Source organism: Halalkalibacter sp. HAAS-P014 (assembly GCF_056619965.1).
In genome coordinates, this window is sequence record NZ_JBWQTV010000030.1 from 1 (window position 1) to 26,287 (window position 26,287).

Annotated in this window: 21 protein-coding genes, 1 rRNA gene and 2 riboswitches; of the genes, 2 read left to right on the forward strand and 20 right to left on the reverse strand. The window is 38.4% G+C overall.

What is annotated here, in order from left to right; translation table 11 throughout:
- The 6 genes from AC1FXZ_RS20725 to AC1FXZ_RS20750 all read right to left on the reverse strand — a co-directional run.
- Positions 1–194 (reverse strand): 16S ribosomal RNA (locus AC1FXZ_RS20725); the annotation flags it as partial.
- 389 nt (positions 195–583) lie between these two features.
- A complete protein-coding gene (locus tag AC1FXZ_RS20730; protein WP_480057217.1) occupies positions 584–1,885 on the reverse strand; it encodes an NCS2 family permease in 1,302 nt (433 codons plus the stop codon).
- Positions 1,886–2,000: 115 nt separating this feature from the next.
- Positions 2,001–2,102: riboswitch (purine riboswitch) on the reverse strand.
- 99 nt (positions 2,103–2,201) lie between these two features.
- Positions 2,202–3,743: a glutamine-hydrolyzing GMP synthase gene (guaA, locus tag AC1FXZ_RS20735; protein WP_480057219.1), complete on the reverse strand. Its 1,542-nt coding sequence runs from the start codon at positions 3,741–3,743 to the stop codon at positions 2,202–2,204.
- A 94-nt stretch (positions 3,744–3,837) separates the two neighbouring features.
- A riboswitch (purine riboswitch) is annotated at positions 3,838–3,939 on the reverse strand.
- Positions 3,940–3,980: 41 nt separating this feature from the next.
- Positions 3,981–6,155, reverse strand: coding sequence for a DUF4129 domain-containing transglutaminase family protein (locus AC1FXZ_RS20740; protein WP_480057221.1), 2,175 nt, complete (start codon positions 6,153–6,155; stop codon positions 3,981–3,983).
- A gap of 3 nt (positions 6,156–6,158) precedes the next feature.
- A complete protein-coding gene (locus tag AC1FXZ_RS20745) occupies positions 6,159–7,319 on the reverse strand; it encodes a DUF58 domain-containing protein (protein WP_480057223.1) in 1,161 nt (386 codons plus the stop codon).
- On the reverse strand, positions 7,316–8,272 hold the full coding sequence (locus AC1FXZ_RS20750) for an AAA family ATPase (protein WP_480057225.1): 957 nt from the start codon (positions 8,270–8,272) through the stop codon (positions 7,316–7,318). Before AC1FXZ_RS20750 ends, AC1FXZ_RS20745 begins: the two co-directional genes overlap by 4 nt.
- A 214-nt stretch (positions 8,273–8,486) precedes the next feature.
- Here AC1FXZ_RS20750 and AC1FXZ_RS20755 point away from each other — a divergent pair, with 214 nt between their 5' ends.
- Entirely contained in the window at positions 8,487–8,669 is a 183-nt protein-coding gene (locus tag AC1FXZ_RS20755; RefSeq protein WP_480057227.1) for a hypothetical protein, read from the forward strand.
- Positions 8,670–8,792: 123 nt separating this feature from the next.
- Positions 8,793–9,977 carry a DHH family phosphoesterase gene (locus tag AC1FXZ_RS20760; RefSeq protein ID WP_480057229.1) on the forward strand — a complete coding sequence of 395 codons (1,185 nt, stop codon included), beginning with the start codon at positions 8,793–8,795 and terminating at the stop codon, positions 9,975–9,977.
- 230 nt (positions 9,978–10,207) lie between these two features.
- On the opposite strand, the gene AC1FXZ_RS20765 is transcribed toward AC1FXZ_RS20760, so the two are convergent.
- The 14 genes from AC1FXZ_RS20765 to AC1FXZ_RS20830 all read right to left on the reverse strand — a co-directional run bounded on the left by AC1FXZ_RS20765 (position 10,208) and on the right by AC1FXZ_RS20830 (position 26,268).
- Positions 10,208–11,044: a 1,4-dihydroxy-6-naphtoate synthase gene (locus AC1FXZ_RS20765; RefSeq protein ID WP_480057231.1), complete on the reverse strand. Its 837-nt coding sequence runs from the start codon at positions 11,042–11,044 to the stop codon at positions 10,208–10,210.
- Positions 11,041–11,721, reverse strand: coding sequence for a futalosine hydrolase (locus tag AC1FXZ_RS20770; protein ID WP_480057233.1), 681 nt, complete (start codon positions 11,719–11,721; stop codon positions 11,041–11,043). Before AC1FXZ_RS20770 ends, AC1FXZ_RS20765 begins: the two co-directional genes overlap by 4 nt.
- A gap of 191 nt (positions 11,722–11,912) precedes the next feature.
- Positions 11,913–13,235 (reverse strand): CitMHS family transporter, encoded by a 1,323-nt coding sequence (locus AC1FXZ_RS20775; RefSeq protein ID WP_480057235.1) that lies wholly within the window; start codon positions 13,233–13,235, stop codon positions 11,913–11,915.
- A gap of 217 nt (positions 13,236–13,452) precedes the next feature.
- Complete coding sequence (locus tag AC1FXZ_RS20780; RefSeq protein ID WP_480057237.1) at positions 13,453–14,157, reverse strand: response regulator; 705 nt, start codon at positions 14,155–14,157, stop codon at positions 13,453–13,455.
- Positions 14,158–15,816, reverse strand: a complete 1,659-nt coding sequence (locus AC1FXZ_RS20785) for an ATP-binding protein (RefSeq protein ID WP_480057239.1) — start codon at positions 15,814–15,816, stop codon at positions 14,158–14,160.
- Positions 15,817–16,252: 436 nt separating this feature from the next.
- Positions 16,253–17,638 carry a sigma-54-dependent transcriptional regulator gene (locus tag AC1FXZ_RS20790; RefSeq protein WP_480057241.1) on the reverse strand — a complete coding sequence of 462 codons (1,386 nt, stop codon included), beginning with the start codon at positions 17,636–17,638 and terminating at the stop codon, positions 16,253–16,255.
- Entirely contained in the window at positions 17,635–19,773 is a 2,139-nt protein-coding gene (locus AC1FXZ_RS20795) for an ATP-binding protein (RefSeq protein ID WP_480057243.1), read from the reverse strand. Before AC1FXZ_RS20795 ends, AC1FXZ_RS20790 begins: the two co-directional genes overlap by 4 nt.
- Positions 19,774–19,944: 171 nt before the next feature.
- Positions 19,945–21,456: an asparagine synthase B gene (gene asnB / locus AC1FXZ_RS20800; RefSeq protein ID WP_480057245.1), complete on the reverse strand. Its 1,512-nt coding sequence runs from the start codon at positions 21,454–21,456 to the stop codon at positions 19,945–19,947.
- Positions 21,457–21,626: 170 nt separating this feature from the next.
- Complete coding sequence (locus AC1FXZ_RS20805) at positions 21,627–22,547, reverse strand: ABC transporter substrate-binding protein (protein WP_480057247.1); 921 nt, start codon at positions 22,545–22,547, stop codon at positions 21,627–21,629.
- 31 nt (positions 22,548–22,578) lie between these two features.
- Positions 22,579–23,328, reverse strand: a complete 750-nt coding sequence (locus tag AC1FXZ_RS20810; protein WP_480057249.1) for an ABC transporter permease — start codon at positions 23,326–23,328, stop codon at positions 22,579–22,581.
- 18 nt (positions 23,329–23,346) lie between these two features.
- Complete coding sequence (locus AC1FXZ_RS20815) at positions 23,347–24,315, reverse strand: ABC transporter ATP-binding protein (RefSeq protein ID WP_480057251.1); 969 nt, start codon at positions 24,313–24,315, stop codon at positions 23,347–23,349.
- 24 nt (positions 24,316–24,339) lie between these two features.
- Positions 24,340–24,987 carry an ABC transporter permease gene (locus AC1FXZ_RS20820; protein WP_480057253.1) on the reverse strand — a complete coding sequence of 216 codons (648 nt, stop codon included), beginning with the start codon at positions 24,985–24,987 and terminating at the stop codon, positions 24,340–24,342.
- Between the two features lie 54 nt (positions 24,988–25,041).
- Positions 25,042–25,179 carry a hypothetical protein gene (locus tag AC1FXZ_RS20825; protein ID WP_480057255.1) on the reverse strand — a complete coding sequence of 46 codons (138 nt, stop codon included), beginning with the start codon at positions 25,177–25,179 and terminating at the stop codon, positions 25,042–25,044.
- A gap of 141 nt (positions 25,180–25,320) precedes the next feature.
- Positions 25,321–26,268 (reverse strand): M14 family zinc carboxypeptidase, encoded by a 948-nt coding sequence (locus tag AC1FXZ_RS20830; protein ID WP_480057257.1) that lies wholly within the window; start codon positions 26,266–26,268, stop codon positions 25,321–25,323.
- Between the last annotated feature and the right edge of the window lie 19 nt (positions 26,269–26,287).

The window sequence follows — 26,287 nt, forward strand, 5'->3', positions numbered from 1 at the left end:
CGCGTTCATTCTATTACCCGGTATTAGCACCGATTTCTCGATGTTATCCCAGTCTACAGGGCAGGTTGCCCACGTGTTACTCACCCGTCCGCCGCTAACCTCATAAGAGCAAGCTCTTAATCGGTTCGCTCGACTTGCATGTATTAGGCACGCCGCCAGCGTTCGTCCTGAGCCAGGATCAAACTCTCCATGAAAATGGTAAGCTGATTAGCTCAATTTGCATCACACTAGCAATGCAATAATAATTCGGATGAAATTTTCCCTATTGGGTAAATTTCTTTGACGAGATTTTAATATCTCTTTAATTCGCTTGGCTTTTGTTCAGTTTTCAAAGAACTCAGTGTGTCGTTGTTAGCGACTTTAATATCATATCAAGCAGATATAAAAAAGTCAACAACTTTTTTTGCGTTTTTTCATCAAAAAGTTTTTCTTTTCGACAACGAGATTAAATTTACCACCCTTTTTTATAATAGTCAATAGTTTCGATAAAAATATTATAATTTCCCTCGTCTCGAAAAACATTAGTCGAAACCAAACAAAAACGAGTGTGACATCATATCACACTCGTTGAATATTCGTACACTTACTCTGATAAGAAAATAAAATAAGCAAGGAATACAAAGAACAAAACATACATAATCGGATGAACATCTTTTCCTTTTCCTTTAGCTAACATCGTTACTGGGTAGAAAATAAAACCCATCGCAATACCTGTAGCAATACTATACGTTAACGGCATTGCAACAACCGTCAAGAAAGCCGGCACCGCAATCTCCAATCTCTTCCAATCAATTAATCTTAATGAAGACGCCATTAAAATCCCTACAACAATTAATGCCGGCGCAGTAACTTCCGCCGTTACTACCGCAAGTAATGGAGAGAAGAATAACGCAAGCAAGAACAATCCTGCTGTTACAACAGAAGTGAACCCGGTACGCCCACCTGCCGCTACACCTGAAGCCGATTCAACATAAGCCGTTGTTGTTGACGTTCCAAGGATTGCACCAATCGAAGAAGTACTAGAGTCCGCCAACAAAGCTTTACCAGCGCGAGGTAGTTTATTATCTTTTACAAATCCAGCTTGATTCGCAACAGCATAAAGCGTTCCAGCTGTGTCAAAAAAGTCAACAAATAAGAAAGTCAACACAACAATCAATAACTGTACTGTAAATACAGAAGACCAGTCTAGCGCAAACGCTTGGCCAAACGTAGGAGCCAAACTTGGAATTGCACCAACAATTTGCTCCGGCCTTCCAATAACACCCGTTACCATCCCTGCTACAGCTGTAATCACCATTCCATAGAAGATTCCACCTTTAAAGCCACGCACCATTAAGATAACCGTTACTACAACACCAAACACAGCAAGAAGCGTTGTCGGGGCATGCAAATCACCTAAAGCAACAGCTGTCGCCTCATAAGCTACAACAATACCAGCACCTTTCAACCCAATAAACGCAATGAATAAACCAATACCGGCCGCTGCCGCATACTTCAGTTCAGATGGAATTGCGTTAATAATAACTTCACGGATTTTCAAGACGGTAATTAAGATAAAAATGATTCCAGATAGAAAAACTCCAAATAGAGCAACTTGCCAATCAATCCCCATTCCTAAAACAACAGAGTAAGCAAAGAATGCATTTAACCCCATCCCAGGAGCAAGAGCAATAGGATAATTGGCTACAACTCCCATAATTAATGTTCCCATCGCCGCAGCTAATGCCGTCGCTGTAAAGACAGCCCCAATATCCATCCCGGCATCAGCTAAGATCATTGGGTTAACGAATAAGATATAAGCCATCGCGAGAAAAGTTGTCAACCCCGCTACCGACTCTTTTCTATAAGTTGTTCCGTGTTCTTTAAAACCAAAATAACGATCCATGATGTTTCCCCCATTTTTTTGACTTACTTGTAATATAAACGAAAAAAAGCTTCCAATTCATCTCGTTTGGAAGCTTAACTAACAAAAAAATTCATGCTGGCCCTATTTCAACAAAGGAACAGATTGATTTTTTCGTAGTCAAGCTTTTGACGGAAGCTTGGTAGAGACTTGCAGGCCATATTCCCACAATTATACGAAAAGAGTACTTTAATATACTTCTTCTTCACAAAAAGAAGTGTACCAATCAATCTGTTTGCTGTCAATAAAAAACCGAACAATTTTTATCGATATAATAAAAATGTTCGGTTTTTTCTATTTATTCCCACTCAATCGTAGCTGGAGGCTTAGATGTTACATCATAGACAACACGGTTTACATGCTTCACTTCATTCACAATTCTCGTCGAGATAATTTCAAGGACATCCCACGGGATACGCGCCCAATCAGAAGTCATTCCGTCAATCGACGTCACCGCACGGATACCGACAGTATAATCATACGTTCTAGCATCCCCCATAACTCCTACACTACGCATGTTTGGTAGCGCAGTGAAGTATTGCCAAATTTCGCGATCAAGGCCTGCCTTTTTAATCTCTTCACGAAGAATCGCATCTGATTCACGAACAATCTCAAGTTTTTCATCTGTAATTTCACCAAGCACCCGAATACCTAGACCTGGACCTGGGAAAGGTTGGCGCCATACAATTTCGTCCGGAATTCCAAGTTCTGTACCAAGTTTACGTACCTCATCTTTAAATAGGGTGTTGAGCGGCTCAATTAATTCAAAACGCATATCTTCCGGAAGACCACCTACATTGTGGTGAGACTTAATTGTTTGAGCTGTGTCTGTTCCACTTTCAATAATATCCGTATAAAGTGTTCCTTGAGCAAGGAAATCCATATCTGTTAATTGACCTGCTTCTTCGTCAAATACGTAAATAAACTCATTTCCGATAATTTTACGCTTTTGTTCAGGATCAGAAACTCCTTGCAACTTCCCAAGGAATCGCTCTTGCGCATCAATTTTAATCACTTTCATATTAAAGCCTTCACTAAATGTTTCCATGACACTTTCTGCTTCGCCTTTACGTAGCAAACCATGATCAATAAACATACACGTTAATTGATCGCCAATCGCTTTATGGATTAAAACCGCGACAACTGAAGAGTCAACGCCTCCACTCAACGCACAAAGAACTTGCTTGTTTCCTACTTGCTCACGAATCTTCTCGATTTCAACCTCAACGAAGTTCTCCATTGACCAGTCACCTTTACATCCACAAACCTCAAAAGCAAAGTTTTTCAACATTTCATTTCCAAATTCAGAATGACGAACTTCAGGGTGGAACTGAACACCATAGAAATTACGTTCTTCATTACTCATTGCTGCTACCGGAGTGGACGGATTAAATGCATCCACAACAAAACCTTCTGGCGGAGCAACAATTAGATCACCATGACTCATCCAAGTCGATTGTTCAATCGGTAATCCTTTGAAAATTTTTGATTGGTTTTCAACCTTTATCGTCGCCTTCCCGTATTCACGGTGATCCGCTGCGTCTACTTTCCCACCGAAGTGTTGGGTCATTAACTGCATCCCGTAACAAATTCCTAAAACCGGAATACCTAGATCAAAGATCGCTGGGTCACACTTCGGAGCCCCTTCAACATAGGCACTATTCGGCCCACCAGAGAAAATAATCCCTTTTGGATTCATCGCTTTTATTTCTTCAGCTGTTAGCTTATTGGAATGCAACTCACTGTACACACCTAAATCACGAATACGTCTTGCAATTAATTGATTATATTGTCCACCAAAGTCAAGTACAACGATCATTTCTTGGTTCAATTCAGTCATGCTTTCCCACCCTTTTTTGATTTCTTCGTATGCCTTCTAAATAAAAAACTAGAATTATACCTACTTGTCCTATGTTACAAGAAGGCAGAATTCTAGCAATTCATTCTGCCTTCATAGTCAGATTGTTTACGGTAATCCGGTAGAAACTCTTAGGCCATATTCCTAAGGATATACGAAGGTCATATCTTTATACACTTTTTAAATACTGATTCATTTTATCAGTGTGCTAATAGCGGGTCAAGAATCGATTTTCCGAACAAACTCAATCCAATTCGGCTTTTGTTTCGTCCAACTAGCAGTAGTTGGATGACCACCATACATAATCTGTTCGTACTCAACCGTCAACCTCATCATTTCTGTTGACTCGAACTCACTATCCATTCTCTTCGCATATTCCCTAAGTGTTTCACCGTCTTTACGTTCTCGCCCCATATATTTCAACAGCCAAAGTAAGCGATCGTAAGCTTGCAAAAAGGCAGCTTCATCATTTCTTTGGCTAAACCTGTGTAATGTATAGTATTTGACAATCCGTTTGTTTTTAACAACGAATACAAGCAAGAATAAAGCAATCGCACTAACTAGAAGCCATGAACCACTAGGGATATTCCACTCCCTTAAAATACCTTCTGATGCATCAGATTGTTCATCTTCTTCCTCAAGATTTGCAAAAACATCTTCAGACTCAGGTTCATTGCCACCTTCTAATCCAGCATCTTCTTCTCTCTCTTCATTTTCCCATTCAGGTTCAGCAAAGTCATAGGTGTTATCAAAACCACGAGTTGGTTCAAAAGGAACCCAGCCTACTTCTGGGAAATAGACCTCGACCCATGAATGAGCATTTCCATTTGTCACTTTATAAACATCACGCGAATCATCTAACGTATCAACAACTTCCCCTTGTGTAAATCCCTTCACCCATCTTGCAGGAATATCGAGTGACCTTAATAGGACAACCATTGATGTGGAGAAATTATCACAATAACCTCGCTTTGTTTCAAATAAAAACTGATCTACATAATCCTGCCCTTCATCCGGTATGGGAACATCTTGTGTCTCATAGCGAAAATCAGCACGACTAAAATAGGACTCAATTGCCTTTGCTTTGTCAAAGCGATTGTATTTATCAGCTGCAATATCCATAGCCAAATCATGAACACGCGAAGGAAGGTTTTCTGGAAGCTGAGTATAATAGTCATGAATGTCCTGGGGATCCTCATCCCTTGACAACCTCAGTCCTTCAACATCATAACTAAGATGTACATACTCATAATCATAGCGTTTAAGATTACTAGATTGACCATTTTGATAAGTGCTTGCTTTCCCCGTGTATCCATCTACAAATAACTCTACATTCATTATTCGATTATCAAGTAAGAGCTCGCCCGGGTAAAAAACATGATCATAAGTTAAAGACTCCTCAGCAAAAACAACTTCAGCACTTAATGTTTGTGAATCAGCTACACCTAACCCTTGTTCGTTATACATAAAATCTTTTCTTGATGCCGGAGTGGTTGTTTCCCATCCTTTACCAGTATAAAAGTCTTTTGTTTCACCACGCCAATAGTGCTCCTCAACTGCAGCTGCATAAAAGACCGGTGTGTCATCATCTACAAATCCACCACCTAATTGCTCATCACTGTCTCCATAACCTATACGCTGGGTCGCTTCACCCGAACCATTATCATCCATCCCTACTGCTGACCTAACAAACGGGACTGGGTCTTGCCACTGAGGCTCCGGCTTGGGCGATAATATCCCTAATATTCCACCGACTCCTATCAATAACACCAATAACACCGCAAGCCTTACAGGTAAAAATTTCGGCACCGAATAAGTAACCTGTTGTTCCATCATCCGATACATCGTCACTAGACCTAGTAAGAAAAAACCTATGATAAAGATTCGGATAATCGCAAATGTCGCATCATAAATAGTAAATGTATCAATGACGGCAATATAAATAATAGTGAATACTAGGAAAAACAGAATTCTTCTAGCTTGGATAGTCCAATAAAATAATAAATAGCTCATGATCGAAAGCAACACAAAAAAAAGAAAACTACGAAACATGTCGGTCAGTGCATACCAACCACCTTCTATCATTAACTCAATATTATTCTTAATATCTACTATCAGATAAAGAAACCAATCGAAAGTCAAAAAGGGCCCATCAAAAAAAACTAAGTAAAGTCCATAACAGATAATCATTGATTTTATTAACATGGAAAGGATAACCGGTACTTGCAAAAAAGTAATAAAGAAAAAAACAGCAGTTATAAAAACAAACACATAAATATATCCGGTATCAGTAATATACGGGAGAGGTAGAAGCCATTCTATTAAAAGCAAAAAGCTTAAGCCGTAAAGAAGAAAATCCCTTCCTGCTTTAACTTGCTTTTTTTCTAATCGCATAACTTACCCTCCCCTTTCATGTTCTAAAAAAACAATAATTCCCATGCTCTCTAATTTTTTCAAAAGACTTCGATCTTCTTCTTTCACAGTAGTCAAACATACTGTAACGTATATTCCTTGTCCTAAAAGCGTTTTACAAATATCAATTAATTGTTGTGTAACTGCCATGCATACATAGTAAACATTCATCCCTTTCCAATTCTGATACATTTGATGCACAATTGGTGTTGGTTGGGAACTTGGCATTACACACGCAAATACTTTCAACCCCTCTGAAATAGATCGTTCTGTCACATGAATGGCCAGCCAATCTGGATCCCTTACAGCTACAGTTACCCCATCCTCTCTCCTTGCAAGTTCAACCATTAAAGATGCCGCTAACTCAACTGTATATTCAAAGATCGGTTCAGAAGTACTTCTCATTGAAGGATCAAGTGCAATAACAACCCTTTCACCATGGTACGATTCAAATTCCTTTGTCATCAACTTCGAGGAACGCGCAGACTGCTTCCAATCAATTGAAGTTAAGCGATCGCCAGGGACATATTGACGTACACCGACGAGAGAACGCTCTTCCTCCAGAGATCTACGAAACCTATTCCCTCCAAGTTGTTTGGAGTTTCCACCAGCAGGTAGCGACCGGAGCTTACGGAAATGAGGATATACGAGGACCTTCGTACGACAATTCATCGTTTTAGATCGCTCAGATAAACCAAACAAATCGCCAAAAACAAGCGTTAGCTTCTCAAAAGAATGCGATCCTCTTCTCACATCAGTGACAGGGTAAGAAAAAACCAATCGCTTTTGAAAAGAAAAGAAAAAGAGGGCCCCTGATTTAGTATAGGTCCCTAACTGATCCGGAATCAGATCTTGCACACGAACATAGAAAAATGGTTGTAGCGCTCTTTTATGAATAACAACGGTTACCGTTAATTGTTCACCAGCCCTCAAAACGTTCTTGCTCAACTTACGCTCAACCTTGTGCACTTTAAAAGGATAAATCGCAACAAGAATAGTAGATAGGATAATAGTTAATACGCTATAAAAAAGAAACCAGCTGACAAAGCCACCTTGAAACATCGCATATGAGAAAGCAGCTGCTACAAATACCAGTAGGAGCAAATACTTAAAGTACGAACGAACATTACTTATTTCTTTTTTCACGAGCGTGTCACCCTATTATTTACTGGGATCTGAACGTAGCCAATAATTGAGTCAATGATTGATTCAGTCGTTTCATTAGACATTTTACTTTCAGCAGTTAATCTTAATCGGTGCGAAAGGACATACGGTGCCATGTATTTTACATCGTCGGGTAGAACATACTCTCTTCCTTGCATGAATGCATATGCTTGCGAAGATCTCATTAATGCGATCGTTCCACGAGGACTCACTCCTAGGTCAACAGCAGAATGCTTTCTTGTCTCATGAACAAGGTCGATCAAATACATTTTTACACCCTCACTAACAAGCACCTTCATAATCTCCTTTTGGATTTCTACTACCTCTGTCGTTGTCATTGTTGCTTCTATCTCAAGAAGAGGATCGTTATACTGAAGCCTACTTAGAACTTCAAGTTCTTCTAGTGCGGTCGGATACCCCAAATTTAGTTTTATAATAAAACGATCAAGTTGGGCTTCTGGTAATGGAAACGTTCCAGCATATTCAACCGGGTTTTGTGTAGCCATCACAAAAAACGGCCTTTCTAATTGAAGTGTCTCTCCGTCCACTGTTACACTTGCTTCTTCCAACGCTTCTAATAAGGCCGATTGTGTCTTCGGTGAAGTTCTGTTAATTTCATCAGCAAGAACGATATTGGCCATTATTGGTCCAGGCCTAAATTCGAACTGCTGCGAATGTTGATTGTAAATCGACACACCTGTCACATCCGAGGGCAAAAGGTCAGGTGTAAATTGAATACGTTTAAACTCAGCGCCAAGCGACCGGGCTATTGCTTTTACCATCATTGTTTTTCCAACACCAGGTACATCCTCTAACAAGACATGCCCTCCCGCAAAAAGCGCCACAAGACTTAATTCAATTTCTTGCCTTTTTCCGACAACGACCTTTTCTATATTGGTTATTACATTTTTAATACTCTCTAGCATCACTACCATAATTGCCTCCAATCTAAAACCATCCTAAATTCATGATACCATCTCACCTTTTAAAAAACGTTACAATTACATTACCAATTTTATGTTAAGGAATAAATGTTACATTGCTTGCATATATAAATAAAACCACAAAAATTGCAGTATATTTTCTAACACAAAAGGTAACAATAGCCCATACTTTATGTTAGGATACTTAAACCTAAGGAGGGATATAATGGGAGTAGGTTTGTTATTAATGATCATTGGTCTTTTCATTGGCTTTCTCACTTACGGTTATGTCGGTTTATTAATCGGATTTGCCTGTGCGATTGTTATCTCAATTATCGTAAATCAAATCATTTACAAACGAAAAATCACACAGTCAAAAGAGACCAATTTAACAAACGAATTGTCATAACACCACGCAATTGATTTTACTAAAACAACTTTTCAAAATTCCTCTTTCGTCCACTACTTTTTCTTATATGGCTCAATATTCCCCCCTTACTGTAGCATACTAACAGGAAAGGAGGGGTATTTCATGTATCGATTATATTCACACAATGATTTAGATGGTGTTGGTTGTGGTATCCTTGCTCGCTTAGCATTTGGTACCAATGTAGATATTCGCTACAACTCCGTTCAAGGGCTTGATTTTCAAATTGAACGTTTCTTGGAAAAGGACAGATTAGATGATGCATTGTTAATCACTGATCTGTCTGTACATAGCGAAAATGAAAAACGCATAGAGGACTTTGTCAGTAAGGGGGGCGATGCGACCTTACTTGATCACCACAAAACAGCTCTCCATTTAAATGACTATCGCTGGGGCTTTGTCACTGTTGAATATGAAGATGGTAGATTAGCTGCAGCGACTTCATTATTCTATGATTATTTAACTGACCAGGGCTTATTAGAACGTTCCTCTGCTATAGATGACTTTGTTGAGCTAGTACGCCTTTGGGATACTTGGGAATGGGAAAAAGACAACGTTCTCAAAGCAAAGCGACTAAATGATCTCTTTTTTATGATTTCCATCGATGAATTTGAGGAAAGAATGGTAAATCGCCTGCAAAGTCATGAAGTATTTACATTCGATGAATTTGAAGAAAAAATTCTTGATATGGAAGAAACGAAAATCGAACGTTACATTCGGAGGAAAAGGAGAGAACTCGTTCAAACTTTCATTCATGATTACTGTGTAGGGATTGTTCATGCTGAATCATATCATTCCGAGTTAGGAAATGAACTCGGAAAAGAGAGTCCACATCTTGATTACATCGCTATACTAAATTTAGGTGGAAAAAAGATCAGTTTTCGCACCATTCATGACCATATCGACGTGTCAGAGGTGGCCAATTATTTCGGTGGTGGAGGTCACGCGAAGGCTTCAGGTTGTTCGCTCACTAAAGAGGCTTATCAATTATATGTTGCCGAGCCATTTCCAATTGAAGCTTTGCGTATTGACGCCTTCAGAAACCAGCACAACGTTAAAGAAAGCACATCGGGTTCGCTTTATGCTGATAGCGAAGAAAATCGCTTTTTTATCTATCCAGTAAACGAAACAAAATGGATCGTTGAGAAGAATCAAACAGATACATCTACCTTTGCATCATTTCAAGAAGCAGAACGTCACATTAAACGAAACCACTTGGCATGGCTCGTACGCGATGAATTATTCGTGAGATTTTTAACAGAACAAGTTTTACACAAAAAGAAGTCATAATATGAAAGAGGCCACTGAAAAAGGTACGACTTTCACCTTTTCCAGTGGCCTCTAAGCCATGTATGGAGCCGCCGTATTCTTTTAAGCTTTTTGAACGAATTTTTCAAAAAGCGCACGGCGTGTGGAACCATGGCCTTCCTGACTCTAGCCGAGTGCCCTTGCCTTTAGGTCTATTATCTCTTCCTTACATCTTCAAAAGGTACGACTTTCACCTTTTTCAGTGGCCTCTATTATTTATTACGTAGAAGATTTAGATCAAATTCTGGGACTAACCTTTCATTCGCTGCTCTTCCAAGTAACGCCTCTATCGCCGCATAACCATCTTCCCCTAAATTTGCCGTAAATTCATTCACATACAGATTTATATGTGATTCAGCCACTTCAGGGGCTAATTCTTGAGCATGATTCATAATATATTGTTTTGAAGCTTCTCGATTTGCCCATGCATATTCAACAGAAGCTCTCGTCCATTTAGCAATCGCTTCAACATCAAGGGACTTGTGAGCGATAATCGCACCTAATGGGATAGGCAAGCCTGTATCTGACTCCCACCAGTTACCTAAGTCCGTCATCATATTCAAACCATATTCGTGATACGTAAAGCGAGCTTCATGAATCACAAGCCCCGCATCAATTTCTCCAGCTCGAACAGCTGGCATTATTTTATCAAATGGCATTACAACTATTTCACCAACACCACCTGGAACATTTTCGGCAGCCCATAATCGAAACAATAAATAAGCAGTCGAACGCTCACTTGGAACTGCTACTCTTTTACCCGAAATAGCTGCTGGGTGAGCTGTCAGTTCCTTTGTTAATACAAGTGGTCCACATCCTCTACCAAGTGCTCCACCACATGGAAGCAACGCATATTCGGACAATACCCAGGGCAGTGCAGCATACGAGATCTTTTGAATTTCAGGCCCTTTTCCTTCAGCTGCCCAATTGTTTGTAATATCAATATCGGCATAGGTCACATCAAGCTTCGGTGCACCAGGGATCAACCCATGCACCCACGCATGAAAGACAAAAGTATCATTTGGACAAGGAGAAAATGCAATTTTCACTTGAACACCTCCGGTAATATCGCACTCACTTTTTCTAATGTTACGAGCGCATCTTTTATACGCCAAGACTCGCGATCGCGCGGCCCTACTTTATTGGAAATCGATCTTATTTCAATGACATCCACTTCATTTTGCTTAGCAGCTTCAGCTACACCGAAGCCTTCCATCCCCTCAGCAACAGCGTGAGGAATTCGTTTCGCCATATCATCAGCTGTTTCTTGGGTACCAGTCACAGTTGATAAGGTTAAAATCGCCCCTTGGTGAACGGCTAATCCTACCTTTGATGCTTCATGAGAAATACGCTGAACTAGGTCTTCTTTGGCTCTAATCGTAGAAGAACCTAAATTCAACTCCTCTATCCCAAGGAATCCTTCATTGGACTCAGCACCAAGGTCAGCTGCGATGATCTCAGTAGAAATAACAAGTGAACCAATTTCTACTTTCCCTTCAAAACCACCTGCTATACCGGCATTGATAACAGTCTGATAATTCCCAAGTGCTAACGCTTTTGCTGCACTGGCTGCTGCTGCAGCTTGTCCTACCCCTGCAACAATTACCTCAAACTGCCTCGCTCCATCAAGACCACGTAAAATAGCCTCTTGCTCAGCAGGAACAGACGTAACAATAAGTACACATTCTTCCTTTTTATTTAAAGGACTTTGCAATTTATTACTCATATATATGCTCCCTTGCTCTAATCAAAGTTACTTTAGTTGATTGAATACTATTGTAATTTATAGCTGGCCACTTTGACCAGTTTAGCATATTGATGAAAGGTTATGATGACTTTGTCCAACTCGTATAAGCTACAAAAAAAGATGATTAGCAATAAGAACCACTACTAATCATCTTTCATCTTGGAACTTTTTTATATTACTCCAATTAAAATCGCAGCAATAATCAGTACGATACTAAATCCCCATACCCAGAAGAAAGAATAACGTATATGTTTCCCCATCTCAAGCCCAGCCAAACCAAGAGCTAGCCAAAGAGCTGGTGAGAACGGACTAACAAATGTACCAATAATATTTCCTATTACCATTGCATATGCTGCTGATGTTGATTCAACCCCATATCCAGAAACAATTTGTTCAACAACTGGAAGCAAAGCAAAGTAATAAGCATCTGTACTTAACACAAGCTCAAACGGAACCCCAAGGAAACCAATAATAAGGTGTAAATAAGGGACTACAAAAGCCGGTAAAAACATAACTAGATCGGTCGCTAATGACTGTAGCATCCCAGTTCCATCTAATATTCCAAGAAACGAACCCGCTGCAAGGATAATAGCTGCCATTAATAGCGCATTCGGAGCATGTGCCTTAATACGCTCCATTTGATCGTCTACTTTCGGATAATTAATGATTAAAGCAATGCTTAAACTAATCATAAAGACAAATCCAGCCGGAATGATTCCCCATACTAAGAAAGACACAACAATTAAAGATAATAATAAATTAACCCATAATAGCTTCGGACGTGCTAGCGATTCATCCTTTTTAGGAGCAGCATTTTCTGCTGGCATTTCAAGGGTAGCTGCTGCTTCTAATTCAGCACTCTCACTTTCAGTAAGTTTTGCAATTCGCCGTTTTTCACGCATTCCTAATATAACAGCCAAACCAATTAATAAAATCATTGCAATTATCTGTACCGGAATGAGAGGTCTCCATAACTCGGTCGGGTCGACCCCTAATATAGCAGCAGTACGTCCAATTGGCCCTCCCCATGGAACCATGTTAATAATACTAGCACTTAAACCAACTAATAGAAGAAGCAAGTATGGACTCATTTTTAACCGTTTATATAGAGGTAACAGCGCCGGAATGGTAATTAAAAATGTCGATGCTCCAGATCCATCGGCGTGGGCAATTGCAGCAATAATTACCGTACCAACTGTAACAGCAATAACATCCCCTCGCGATATTGCAATCATTTTATTAATAATAGGATCAAATAACCCCGCATCTTGCATGACTCCAAAAAAGAGAATAGCAAAAATAAACATGATAACAACGCTCATAACTCGGTCTATACCTTCACCGAATAAAATACCAATCTCCCCAAGACCAAATCCTGCTAATAAAGCACCGATGACCGGAACTAGTACAAGACCGATTATCGGAGTGATCCTTCCACTCAAAAGTAATATGACAATGATTAGTATCGTAGCGAATCCAATTATACTAAGCATTCATTTCTCCCCTTTCACTTAAATAAACGTTTGTTTAAAAAGAGGGATAAATGAAGCGAAACTGTTCACAATGTAAAACGCTTACATTTGGTAAAGAAACCAAATCCCTCTTTCAATATTTTCTGTATATATTGAAAATTAACATATACTGAAAGAGGGATGAAGCTTAAAAACATTAATAAAATATTGAGTATTAAATTATTTTTGTTCATTTTGTTCACAGCAAAAAGTACCGACGCTCAGGTCTCCCAACATCACCATATTTTTGCTCAGCTTTTACTTTCTTTATGGTTACCATATATTCCAAATAGCGTCTCGCCGTCGATCGACTTGCTCCAATTTCCGTGCTCACTTGGAGGGCTGTTAAGCCTTTTTCACCATTGCTCTTCATAATATCTTTTATCTTCTCTAATGTGATGCGATCAATTCCTTTAGGTAATTTCTCGTCTGCCTTTCTATCTTCTTCAGTTACCTTACTTACATTCAAGGTACTCAGACGATCAATTTCTTCTTGCTCTAATTTGTCTTTTGATAAAAAAGTGTGTCGCTGATAACGGAATCGATCAAGCGTCTGTTTAAAACGTGAAAAATCCACGGGCTTAACGATGTAATCAAATACTCCACCACGAAACGTCTCTTCAATAGTCGAAACCTCTTTAGCAGCTGTCATCATTATAATCTGAATCGTGGGATATCGTTTTCGTATTTCCCAAAATAACCCTAATCCCTCTACATCAGGAATATAAACATCTAATAGAATCAAATGAGGTAATTCCTCATTATTAAGATATTGTTCCGTCTCTTCTCCTGTTTTGACAGTTCCAATTACGACAAACCCTTCGACCTTCTCAACGAATTGCTTCGTAATTTCTGCAACCCTAAAATCATCCTCTACAATTAACACACTACATCTATCTTTCATTCAGCTCCTCCTTTCGATACACTCTTTTGGTATAGTTACAACAAAGCAAGCACCAGTTAATGTCCCTTCTTCTATAAAGATGTCTCCTCCTATTTCTGAAAGAACCTGCTTGGATAAGGCTAATCCAACTCCACGATTAAAACCTTCTTTAGTAGAAAAGCCATGTTCAAAGATATTCAAGCTTATTTCATCGGGTATCCCTTGTCCTGAATCTTCAATTTCAAACACGATGTCCTCACCAAGATCAGTAAAGAAAATAGAGACTACCTTTTCGTTACTCTTACTGTTCTTAGCTGCTTCAATAGCATTTTCTATTAGATTTCCTAATACCGTGACTAATGCATCACGTTTTTTATCTGATAGACGGTGAGTTAACTTACTATCTGGATGTATGAACAGCTTTACTCTTTGTTCATTCGCTTGATTCAATTTCCCTAACAAGATTGCATTAATCAGTGGGTCAGGTACTTTCTCGAATAAAAAGCGAATCCACTTTTGCTGGATATTGCTTTCCCTTCTTATAAATTCAACTGCCTCATCCTTCTTATCTAATTGAATCAATCCTAAAATGGTATACATTTTATTTGAGAATTCATGAGTTTGCGCCCTTAATGCATCAGCATATTGTTTAACTCGAGTTAGTTCCTTTGTTAATTTCTCAATTTCAGTTTTATTTCGAAATGTAGATACAGCACCAATTAGTGTCCCCTCATAGTAAATAGGAACTCTATTAACAAGTACAATGTGTTTACCTAATATCACTTCCCTGTCATATTGACTTTTTCCATTTTCAAGGACTTCATGCAGCTTAGAAGTTGGCAATATGTCTAATATAGGTTTGCCAATAAACTCTTCTGTTTTCTCTGCATTATCAAAAAGCAAGAGCATTGCTGCATTATTCACCATAGTGATACGACCACTATTATTAACAGCAATAATTCCTTCGTGTGTAGATTGTAAAATCGTTTCTTTTTGTAAGAGAAGATGCGAGATCTCCTCTGGTTCTAGCCCGAATAAAATCTTCTTAATATAACTAGCAATGACAATCGCACCTATTATCCCAAGTCCAACAATCGCTAGCAATACATACCAAATCTCTTTACTATAATTGTTTACAATACTTTCAACATCCTCATTTAAAAAACCGACAGAAACAACTCCGATTATCTCTCCTTGTTCAGATGTAACAGGAACTTTCCCCCGGATCGACTGCCCTAGTGAACCAACCGCCTTCGACACATATGATTCACCATCAACCAAAGCGCGATCATTATCTTCTCCAACCATTTTCTTGCCAATTTGATCTGGAATCGGATGAGCGTAACGGATCTCATCTCGATTTCCTACAACGATAAATTCTGCCCCCGTTGCCACTTGAATAGGCGTTACAATAGACTGAATAACCGTTGCAGGATCATCTAACTCAAATGCCTTTTGTAACTCTGGTATGCGAGCAACACTCTCTGCAACAATAAGGGCTCTTTCTCCTAGTTGCTCTTCTAGCGTATCCGATAAAAAGTAATGCAGAAACAAACTCATGATTGTAAAGATACATATAATTAATAGTCCAATTAACAAAATCATTTTGAGCTTAAGATTCATTTTAGACTTTGGTTTATTAAGATACTTTCTACTATCTTCGTTTTGAAACGAAATCATAACTATATCTCCTTTAAATTTTGCCTACTATATTCTAACACATTGAGTATTCGCTCTTATTTCAAGGCTATTCTCGTAAAGATTGTTGCTATTAGAAGTTTTTACTCGAAGTGAAATGAAGTGGAAGTCACTCGACTCCTGTGGGATTTAGAGGTAGGGGCGAGACCCCACAGGCGCAGCCGAGGAGGCTCGGCACCTCCTAGCGGGTGCGAGTTGACTGGAGCGAAATGGAACGAACATGTGAATACACGCAAGCCCAAAAACAACAAAGTATGCGAGTCAGTCTATTTCAGAGTAGTATCGCCCCTTCCTCTCATATAAGGAGAGTGTAGTTTGAGTGATAGTAAAACTTGGGCTTTCTCATTACTACATCAAGTAAGCAAGAAAAAGTAAGGTTGTAGGCACACAAAAAAAGCCATTTAAGGCTTTTTAAAGTCTATATCGTAATATTATATTTTCGAATTTTGTATAGTAAGCTTTGGCGAGATATCCCTAGCAACTCAGCTGCTTGAGCTTGATTTCCTCCTGCCTTTCCTAGCGCATCTTCAATCGCCTGTTGTTCATACGATTGGAGTTGTTCAGGCAATGGAGTATTACTCTCATTAACAGAAGGCGCTACAGACGAACTTTCTGTTTCCTTTTTATATGCTCGAATTTCTTTTGGGAAATCTTCCAACCTCAAAATAGCATCGACACTTAAAACAGCCGCTCTCGCCAGTGCATTTTGTAACTCACGAATGTTACCTGGCCACGGGTAATTTGCTAGGTGCTGTAAGAGCCCTTCCTCCAATTGATAGTCTCTTTTATGCTCTTCAACTAACTGTTGAAGTAATTGATGCGCTAATAATGGGAGATCTTCTTTTCTTTCGCGCAAAGCAGGCAGATTAATGCCAATGATATTTAATCGATAATAGAGGTCTTCTCGAAACTCACCATTTTGAACCATTTGCCATAGGTTTTTATTCGTTGCTGCTATTAATCGTATATCTACTTTTCGCTCTTGTGTACTACCAAGTGGCGTAAATGTTTTATCTTGAGTCACTTGTAAGAGCTTCGCTTGTAGCTCCATCGAGATTTCTCCGATCTCATCAAGGAATAGTGTTCCCTGATCAGCCACTTCAAACTTTCCCTTCTGTGATTGAGCAGCACCTGTAAAAGCCCCTTTTTGATAGCCAAACAATTCACTTTCAAGCAACTGACTCGGAATCGCAGCACAGTTCACTTGAACAAAAGGTTGCCCCTTGCGATTACTTTCTAGGTGAATCGCCTTAGCACATCGACTCTTTCCTGTGCCACTTTCCCCTTGCAAAAGTACAGTAATAGTTTGTTTTGAGACTCGTTCAACCAATTCAAATACTCGTTGCATTTTTTCGCTTTTTCCAACCATACCGTGCAGGTTATTCTTCTCTCTAAAAGCTTCTTTTAAATAACGGTTTTCATTATTTAAATTCAACCATTCAATTGCACGTTTAATCACAACTTTTAACTCATCTGCTTGAATCGGTTTTGATAAATAATCATACGCTCCCATTTTTATTGCTTGTACCGCATCTTCTACCTCTCCATATGCAGTACATAAAATAAAGCATACGGATTGTTCACGTTGATTATCTTCATTCCATTCTTCTAAAAGCTTGATCCCTGTTGTGTCCGGAAGTAATATATCCATTAATGCGATATCGATATACTCGCTAGCAAAAATTTTCTTTGCTGTTTCTCCATCCGGAGCCTCAAATATGTTGTACCCTTCTTTTTCTAAAGTCAGTTTCATTAACCTTCGTAACTTTTCATTATCTTCAACAATTAAAATGGTATAGTTCATTGTTTCACCTTCTCATCGCTAACCAATGGTAAATACACAAGTACAGTCGATCCAACATTGACCTGGCTTTCTACTTCAATTCGTCCTTGATGCTCATTAATAATATCATGAGTGATCGACAAACCTAAACCAGTGCCCTCATGCTTTGTTGAGAAAAACGGATGGAAGATTCGTTTTATTTTAGATTCATGGATGCCGATCCCATTATCCTCTATCGTTATTTCTACGTACTGCATCTTTTTGCTTACACATACTTGTAACAAGTTACCATTCCTTTTCTTCATCGCATCAATACTGTTTAATAAAATGTTTAGAAAGGCTTGTACCAACTGATCTCGATCTCCTAATACATACAATGCAGAATTCGGAACCGATAAGTCTAAGTTAATATTGTATAGTTTCAATTGATGGGACATTAGACGAACAATTTCTTCAATTAGATGTCCAATATTAATCATTTGTTCGTGATCTTTATGATGGCGACTCATCTTTAAGAAACGAGTTACAAGCTCATTTAATCTCCTCGATTCTTCCTGGATATCTGAAAGCGCCTCTTTAATCATCGCAGGGCCTGGCCCATTTAAGTTTCGTTCACTAGCTACTAATTCGAACTCGGCCTCAATCACATCTGACGCTAATCGAATCGTCCCTAATGGATTTTTTACTTCATGCGCAAGTCCTGCTGTCATTTGTCCGATGGCAGCTAAATGCTCGGATCTTTGCAGATGTTGTTCTAACTTTTTCACCTCGGTATAATCCCAAAATGTCGTTAGAACTCCAATAACTTTTTCATTCTCATCCATTAAGGGCGAACTTGCTGCTTTTAGTGTTAATTTTTTCCCCTCATCATCAATATACGAAATCTCTTCTTCTGTTTGTTCAAATTGCGCATGATCTTCTATAAATTTAGACACGTGCTTTCGCAAGCCTTTTGATGGTAGACGGTCATATCTTTTACTAATAAAATCCTTACGCTTGGATAAGAACAACTCTGAACCTGCACGATTAATTGAGGTTATCGTCCCTTCAGCATTTGTTGTAAAAACACCATACGGAAAAGACTCCAATATACTTTGTAAAAACCGTTCTTTCTTTTGAAGTGATTCAGCCATATGCTTCATTGCTAATGCTAGTGTTTGGATCTCATCTTTATCTTTTAATATATTTAATTGCCAACCTTCACCTTTTGCATATTTGGCTGTTTGCTTCGTTAACTCTTTCACTGGTTTAACCGTCCATCGTACACTCATAAAGAGCAAGCCTAATCCAGAAACTAAAAGAAATAACCAACCTATTGTCAACACTTTTATCAGCGAGTATACGGGGGCATAAGCTTGTTCCTTTGGTTGAAATGACATTGTATAGAGTGGCAAATGGTCAATAGGATAATAACCGACAATCGCCTCTTTATCAAAAAGACTACCTTTATAAAGACCCATTCGCCCCTTATCAAAGCCCGAGAAAACATCATACCTTGCTATCGATTGAAGAACATCAGCACGTTCCTGTGTATCAGAAAAAACATCTCCTTGATGTGTGATTAATAACGTTCTTCCTTCCATGCCAATCTTCGTATTTTGAATAAATTTATTTAAATAAGAAGGACTCACTCTAGCAATAAGAGATTCTTGTAACTCATCTCCAGTTTGTTGAACAGGAATAGCAATAAAAGTAGAAAGTGAGTCATGGGCAGCCCCTTTTTTACTCGTGATAAAGGCCGACTCTCTCCAACTCATTTCTTCAAACACTTCAAATTCTAGCTCTTCAATCATCCTATTGGTGCTTCTTCCAAGATTATTAACACGCCCATCATTTGTATAATAGGCTATATCTAAAAAAAAGGGATCCTGCAAATATTCCGTTTCCAAGCGTTCAAGCAAACGTTCAGAGTCATGGTCATCATGATAATTTTCAACGATTCTTTTTAAACTATCTTGTTTTGCCAAAAACAATTGTTGTGTTTGATTAGCTGTTGTTCTAGCCGCCTGTAACGTTTGCTCATCAGCTTGTTTTTGCAAAGCAGATTGCGACATTGCAATTGCTAAGATGAAGATAATTGTAATTGGAATAACAACAAGTAAAAGACCTAATACAGAAAATCGCTGCGTTAATCCTTTAGGAATCAAAATCTTCATGTTTCACTCCTTTTAGGTACTGCTTTATTAAGTTTACCATAACGTTGCACCACCTTCGCCAAAGTAAAGAGTGGAATCAAAAGGGTTGCCTTATACCTATCCCCCACACATAAGATATCCTATGCTATAGGAGTCCAACCAAGTAAAAGACAACCCTTTTGCTATTTATTATTAACTAGTAGCCCAGTGGCCAACCGTTTCTAACGCTGATTCATTAGGGAATTTTTCTTTAAATATCCGGTAATAAAGCAGCTCTTGTTTTGATCGAATGGATATTGTTTCTTCCTTAATCGCATTCTGAAGTTCAACATCACTTATTGCCTGATCAGCATAGTCCGAAAGAACATCTACAGCTCCACTTCCCTCGGAAAACTCTGCTTTCTTTCTCCATAAAATATGATCGGGCAACTCACCCTCGAAAGCTTTACGTAAAATGGCCTTTTCCATCTTTACTTTTGACGATCGTTTTAATTCTGCTGGGATTTTCAAAGCGTAATCAATTAACTCTAAATCAAGAAAGGGGACTCTTCCTTCTAATGAATGAGCCATGCTCATCCGATCTAACCGTTGAAGATTAATATTATGCAATGAATTAATGATGCGTACTAATTCTCTATTTAGCTCTGATGATTCTTTTAGATCTTGTAAGTAAGCATAACCTGAAAACAATTCATCTGCTCCCTCACCTGATAAAACTACCTTTACATGTTGTCGTGCTAGCTTCGAAACAAAATAACAAGGAATGGCACTACGAACTAAGGATGGGTCATAAGATTCAAGATGATAAATAACTTCAGGAAGTGCTTCTATTAATTCACTTTTCGTATATACATATTCATGATGACTCGTATTCAATGCTTTTGCGACATCTCTTGCAGCTTCAATGTCTGGGCTTCCTTCAATTCCAACACAGAATGAATTTAGAGGCGCTTTCCCTTGATAGTGCTTTGCTGTTATTGCGGCTATTAAGCTGCTATCTAGTCCTCCACTTAATAAAACTCCCAGAGGTACATCTGCCATAAGCCGCTTTTGTACAGCCATTTCCAACTTTTGTTTTAAGCCTTTTAGTATTTCCTTATCATAATCTCCATTTACAGAAAATAATTCTTGGGATCCTTCCACTTTTCGATAGCATACGAAACCTGTTTCAGGCGTATAATAATGCCCTGGTGGGAACTCTTTTGCCTCATCCGTAACAAAATAGATCGATTTAAGTTCAGAAGCAAAGATCATGTTTCCCAATGCATCCTCACCATAATAAAGAGGTTTAATTCCCAAGGTATCTCTCGCTGCAACAAAGGTGTTGTTTTTCACATCGGCAATCACAAAAGCAAACATTCCATCAAGCTGCTTAATCCCATCAACCCCTACCGATTCATACATTTTAAGGGCTACTTCACTATCTGATTTCGTTAAAAACTCTGTATCCTTTTTCAATTCTTCTTTTAATGCCTGATAATTGTAGATCTCTCCATTACATACGATGAACTTATTCTTTTGTACATTGGCAATTGGTTGGCGGCCTTCCTCTACCCCAACAATGGACAATCTTCGGTGACCAAAATGAAATTTGTTAATTTGCAGATGATCACCCTCATCTGGACCCCGATGTTCCATACTTTTTAAAATGTCATTCATTGTTTCTTTTTCGATTGGACCTGTTACGGCAATAATGCCACACATATAATAACCCACCTTATAATTGATTAGATTCACATTCATACTAAGCAAATAAAAAACCTGCATGTCACGATTAGTTCATATGGAAAATAAGGTTAATATTCCCAACTGAAATTGTTATAAAGCAGTGGAGCAAGCGAATCATCGCAGCTCCACCCCTTTTTAAAAATAGATCATTCTTCGATTAGACCGTTTTGAACAAGCCATTCTGTTGCTACTTCTGTTTCATTTTTTTGTTCAATATCTACTAAAAAGTTTAATTCTGTTACTGTTTCTGTATCGAGTAACTCAGCAACTGGTGCTAGTAGCTCCTCTAACTCTGGATACATTTCTAGTACTTCTCCTCGAACTGTTACAGCAGCATTGTAAGCTGGAAAGAAACCTAGGTCATCTTCTAAAGGAAGTAAGTCAAAACCTAAAATACGGCTGTCCGTTGAGAAACCCATTGCTACATCAACTTGTTCATCATTTAACGCTTGATACGTAAGACCAGAATCCATACGAACAACATTTGAACTACCAAATTCAAAGCCATACACTTCTTCAACACCTGCTAGACCGTCTGGACGAGACGCAAATTCAGCATTAGAGGCAAATGTTAAGTCACCTGGATTTTCATTAACATAGGAAGCAAGATCCGTAATAGTTGTAATCCCTAAATCAGAAGCGATCTCTTCTTTCATCATTAATGTATACGTATTATTTAAGTTCGCCATGTCTAACCATTCAATTTGATTTTCCTCTCGATCGATCTCTTTTACCGTTGTATAAGCTTCTTCAGATGAAGCAACTGGATCTTGGCCTAAATAGTTTACAAGGCCAGTTCCTGTGTATTCCCAATACAAATCAACTTGAGAGCTTTCTAAAGCTTGACGTAACACTTCACTTCCCATATTTGTTGCTTCTTCGACTTCATAACCTTGGTCTTTAAGGTAAATAGACGTGATTTTTGCTAATACGAATTGCTCCGTGAAATTTTTCCCTCCAATTACTAACTTACCTTTACTATCATCACTTGTTTCTTGATCCCCACCACATGCAGCAAGTACGAACATAACCATTGCTGCTACCATAAAAAGAATCGTTTTTTTCATAAATATTCCCTCCATATATGTTCTATTTTACTTAAGCTGCATCTACTGAATCTTTAGATCGTTGTAAACCCTTTGGGATTACAACCTTTTCAGATTGACGAAGCATAAAATCAACAAGAATAGCTAACAGCGTTACTGGGACAGCACCTGAAAGTAAATAATCATTGCTTCTCATTACAATCCCTGTAAAAATATAATCCCCTAGGCCGCCTCCACCCACTAAGTAAGCTAGTGCAGCCGTACCAATGTTCATGACAACTGCTGTTCTAATACCTGCCATAATAGGATACATAGCATTTGGCAATTCGACTTTTAATAACGTTTGACTTGGTGTTAAGCCCATTCCTTTTGCTGCATCTTTTAATGCTGGTTCTACTGAGTTAATTCCTGCCACTGTATTTCGTAAAATCGGTAACACTGAAAAAGCAAAAAGAGCAAAAACAGCTGAATTAAAACCGATTCCTAAATACGTCATCACGATCGCTAGTATGGCAATACTTGGAATTGTCTGTCCTAAACTCGCCGTATTTAAAATAATCCACTCAAATTTTTTAAAGCGTGGCCTTGTCACCAATATCCCTAAAGGAATGGATACGACAATCGCTAAAAGAGACGAGACAAAAACCATCAGAATATGTTGCCGTAAAAGATGTAGAAATTCACCTGGCCGATCAAAAATAAGTTGGAAATGTCCAGCTTGGAAGGCCCAAATGAAAAACCATATAATCAGGAAAAGAAATGTTAATTTGAACAGCTTTGTAAAAAGTTGCTGCTTCTTCATCTTTTCACTCCTTTCTACTTAAGCTGTTTGAGAATTTACTTGCAAATAAGTTTGAATGTCTGAAATCGAAAGAGCTCCAATCGGTTTGTCATTTCGATCAACAACGATTAGCTCATCACCATTACCATCGAGCAACATTGCTAATACTTCACGTAAGTTTGTATCAATTGCAATACGTGGTTTTGCTACTTTTCCACTTATTGGTTTTAATTTATTTTCGTTTACTAAATCAGCAATCGTATATAGACTTAAGCTTTTAATCGAACGGTCTTCACCAACAAATTGTTCGACAAACTCATTCTTTGGTGTAGACAAAATTTCTGCTGGGCTACCATACTGCATAACCTTTCCATCCTTAAAAATGGCTACACGATCGCCCATTTTAATTGCTTCATCAATATCATGTGATACAAAAAGGATCGTTTTTTGTACTTCCTTTTGAATTTGTAGAAATTCATTTTGAATATGAGTTCTAATAATGGGATCTAGCGCGCCAAATGGTTCGTCCATCAACATAACAGGTGGGTCAGCTGCCATTGCACGTGCGATTCCGACGCGTTGTTGTTGTCCACCTGAGAGCTCATGTGGGTAACGTTTTCTGTACTCGTCTGGAGCTAGTCCAACAAGGTCCATCAAATAGTTGAAACGATCACGTGTTTTTTTTCTGTCCCAACCAATAAGTTTTGGAACAATCCCAACATTTTCTTCAATGTTCATATTTGGAAAAAGACCATTACTTTGAATGACATATCCGATCTTTCTTCTTAATTCAATTTCATTAAGAGAAGAAGTGTTAGTTCCATTTATTGAAATCGTTCCTTCTGTAATCGGCACAAGTCGATTTACCATACGTAATAAAGTTGTCTTACCACAACCAGATGGACCTAAAAATACTGCTATATTCCCCTCTGGAACAGTAAAACTAACATCATCAACAGCCTTTACATTGCCGTCATATATTTTGGTTACATTAGAAAATTCAATCATCCTATTCCCTCCTGCAGTTTAAAATTAAGCCCCTTTTGCCGTTAACTTTCGTTGAATCAAGCCTAGTATTGTATCAGCGATAATCGATAATAACGACACACCAATTGCACCAACGATTACCATGTCACGGTTAGAACGGGAAATTCCTTGATCAATAAGAACACCTAATCCTCCAGCGCCAATAAAAGCTGCAATCGCTCCAATCCCAATACATAACACTACAGCTGTTCGTATCCCCGCCATAATAACCGGTAATGCAATAGGAATTTCGACTTTGCTTAATCGTTGCCACGTTGTCATACCAATCCCTTTGGCAGCATCCCTCATATTCGGGTCTACGTTATTAATCGCAACATAAGTATTACGGATAATCGGAAGTTGCGAGTATAGGACCAAAGCAATTAATGCTGGTAGAAAACCGATGCCCTGATTAAAGATTGCTAGAATCGGGATCATTAACCCGAATAAGGCAATACTTGGGATGGTCATAATAATAGAACAAATTTGTAAGATTACTTCTGCTAATGCTTTATTTGTTGTTAGATAGATACCTGTAGGGACACCAATCAATAGTGCGATCACAATGGCTAAACTAACAAGCTGAAAGTGTTGAACCGTTAATTCAATAATAGTTGACCAATTATTCGTCGTATATTGAAATACACTTTGCAACTTATCCACCTCCTCATTTATTAAAATAGTTACTAGATAGTATAAAAACGTTTCTTACAAACTTTCCAATGCAATTCCTATGCCAGTTTTTATTTTCATCATAAAAAAGCTCGTCAAATAGCGAAAAATGTCGTAAAGTACAACATCTCGAAGGTCATATAAAGGTAATGATTTCCTATTAATAGATAACAATAATTGCCCTCCTCTTATCTGCCCATAAAGCAATTTTGTAAAATTTTTTTTACATCAATTAAAATATTTTTACATATTTCTTAACCTTCATAAACAACACATAAAAAAACACCGGATTCCCGGTGCTTATAGTAAATTCCCTTACCATATTTCTTTTTGACCTTCACTGTGAAAATATTCCATCGATGCCGTGAAAAACAAATACAACCCTGCTATTCCAAACTTCAATATTTCCTTATCTGACAGAAACCGTATAACTCCATTAACGTCATCAACCGGTCTGTAACTTTCTAAGATAAAGGCAAATGTCTGTAGGGTATGTGGATTCTTTACATTACTCACATATCTTCTAGATAATCCTTCATGCATTTCATTCGTGCGTTGATCCCATTTTTCAACTGGCCTATTAGCATATAAAGAAAGTGAATCGGCTATGAAGTCTCTAAGTTTTATGGAATCTTGGTGCACGTTGCCAACAATTAAATCAAGATAGTTCTGTCCTCCATCTTTTCTTGGGGCCATTAAGTGACAATCCATATATGCGAATGGTTGAATACGTTCGATAACCTTTTTTATATTCTGTGACTCTGCTTGAGTAAAATCAAAAAAGTCTCTGTTCAAATTAACGCGATTAGAATTATTTCTTCCTCTTAGCCTAGCAAATGGCTTCGTCCGATCATACCCCCAAGGATTTCCTACAGGGATATAGGCGATGTGAAAATTAGCTAGCAACTTATCCCTAAATTCTTTATCTGGGAAGGTATCATCCCTAATCTGTTCCATAAAACTTAAACTATATTGAGTTGACTGCCATTCTGATCCATGTAAACTCGCTAGTACCATAATGGACGGCTTGCTTTTATCTCCTAGCTCGATTAAGTGCATATCATATGTATCACTAGCATCTTTTCCAATAATAGAAACCTCTTGAAATTGTGCTACCCTCTCTTCAACCTTACGATAAGACTGGTAATGAACAGAACCATGAAACTCATAGGGGATCGTCATTTTTTCCGGTAGCACTCTCTCCTTTCTGTTATGTTTACTACCACTTATTTTCAAAATTTCACTATAGAGTTTTTTCCACATTCAAAACACCTCGCTTTGA

Bases quoted from the DNA above. Each gene is read 5' to 3' on its own strand.
- AC1FXZ_RS20730 (WP_480057217.1), bottom strand. From the start codon at position 1,885: ATGGATCGTTATTTTGGTTTTAAAGAACACGGAACAACTTATAGAAAA.
- guaA (WP_480057219.1), bottom strand. From the start codon at position 3,743: ATGACTGAATTGAACCAAGAAATGATCGTTGTACTTGACTTTGGTGGA.
- AC1FXZ_RS20740 (WP_480057221.1), bottom strand. From the start codon at position 6,155: ATGCGATTAGAAAAAAAGCAAGTTAAAGCAGGAAGGGATTTTCTTCTT.
- AC1FXZ_RS20750 (WP_480057225.1), bottom strand. From the start codon at position 8,272: ATGGTAGTGATGCTAGAGAGTATTAAAAATGTAATAACCAATATAGAA.
- AC1FXZ_RS20755 (WP_480057227.1), top strand. From the start codon at position 8,487: ATGGGAGTAGGTTTGTTATTAATGATCATTGGTCTTTTCATTGGCTTT.
- AC1FXZ_RS20760 (WP_480057229.1), top strand. From the start codon at position 8,793: ATGTATCGATTATATTCACACAATGATTTAGATGGTGTTGGTTGTGGT.
- AC1FXZ_RS20770 (WP_480057233.1), bottom strand. From the start codon at position 11,721: ATGAGTAATAAATTGCAAAGTCCTTTAAATAAAAAGGAAGAATGTGTA.
- AC1FXZ_RS20775 (WP_480057235.1), bottom strand. From the start codon at position 13,235: ATGCTTAGTATAATTGGATTCGCTACGATACTAATCATTGTCATATTA.
- AC1FXZ_RS20780 (WP_480057237.1), bottom strand. From the start codon at position 14,157: ATGAAAGATAGATGTAGTGTGTTAATTGTAGAGGATGATTTTAGGGTT.
- AC1FXZ_RS20785 (WP_480057239.1), bottom strand. From the start codon at position 15,816: ATGATTTCGTTTCAAAACGAAGATAGTAGAAAGTATCTTAATAAACCA.
- AC1FXZ_RS20790 (WP_480057241.1), bottom strand. From the start codon at position 17,638: ATGAACTATACCATTTTAATTGTTGAAGATAATGAAAAGTTACGAAGG.
- AC1FXZ_RS20795 (WP_480057243.1), bottom strand. From the start codon at position 19,773: ATGAAGATTTTGATTCCTAAAGGATTAACGCAGCGATTTTCTGTATTA.
- asnB (WP_480057245.1), bottom strand. From the start codon at position 21,456: ATGTGTGGCATTATTGCCGTAACAGGTCCAATCGAAAAAGAAACAATG.
- AC1FXZ_RS20805 (WP_480057247.1), bottom strand. From the start codon at position 22,547: ATGAAAAAAACGATTCTTTTTATGGTAGCAGCAATGGTTATGTTCGTA.
- AC1FXZ_RS20810 (WP_480057249.1), bottom strand. From the start codon at position 23,328: ATGAAGAAGCAGCAACTTTTTACAAAGCTGTTCAAATTAACATTTCTT.
- AC1FXZ_RS20815 (WP_480057251.1), bottom strand. From the start codon at position 24,315: ATGATTGAATTTTCTAATGTAACCAAAATATATGACGGCAATGTAAAG.
- AC1FXZ_RS20830 (WP_480057257.1), bottom strand. From the start codon at position 26,268: ATGTGGAAAAAACTCTATAGTGAAATTTTGAAAATAAGTGGTAGTAAA.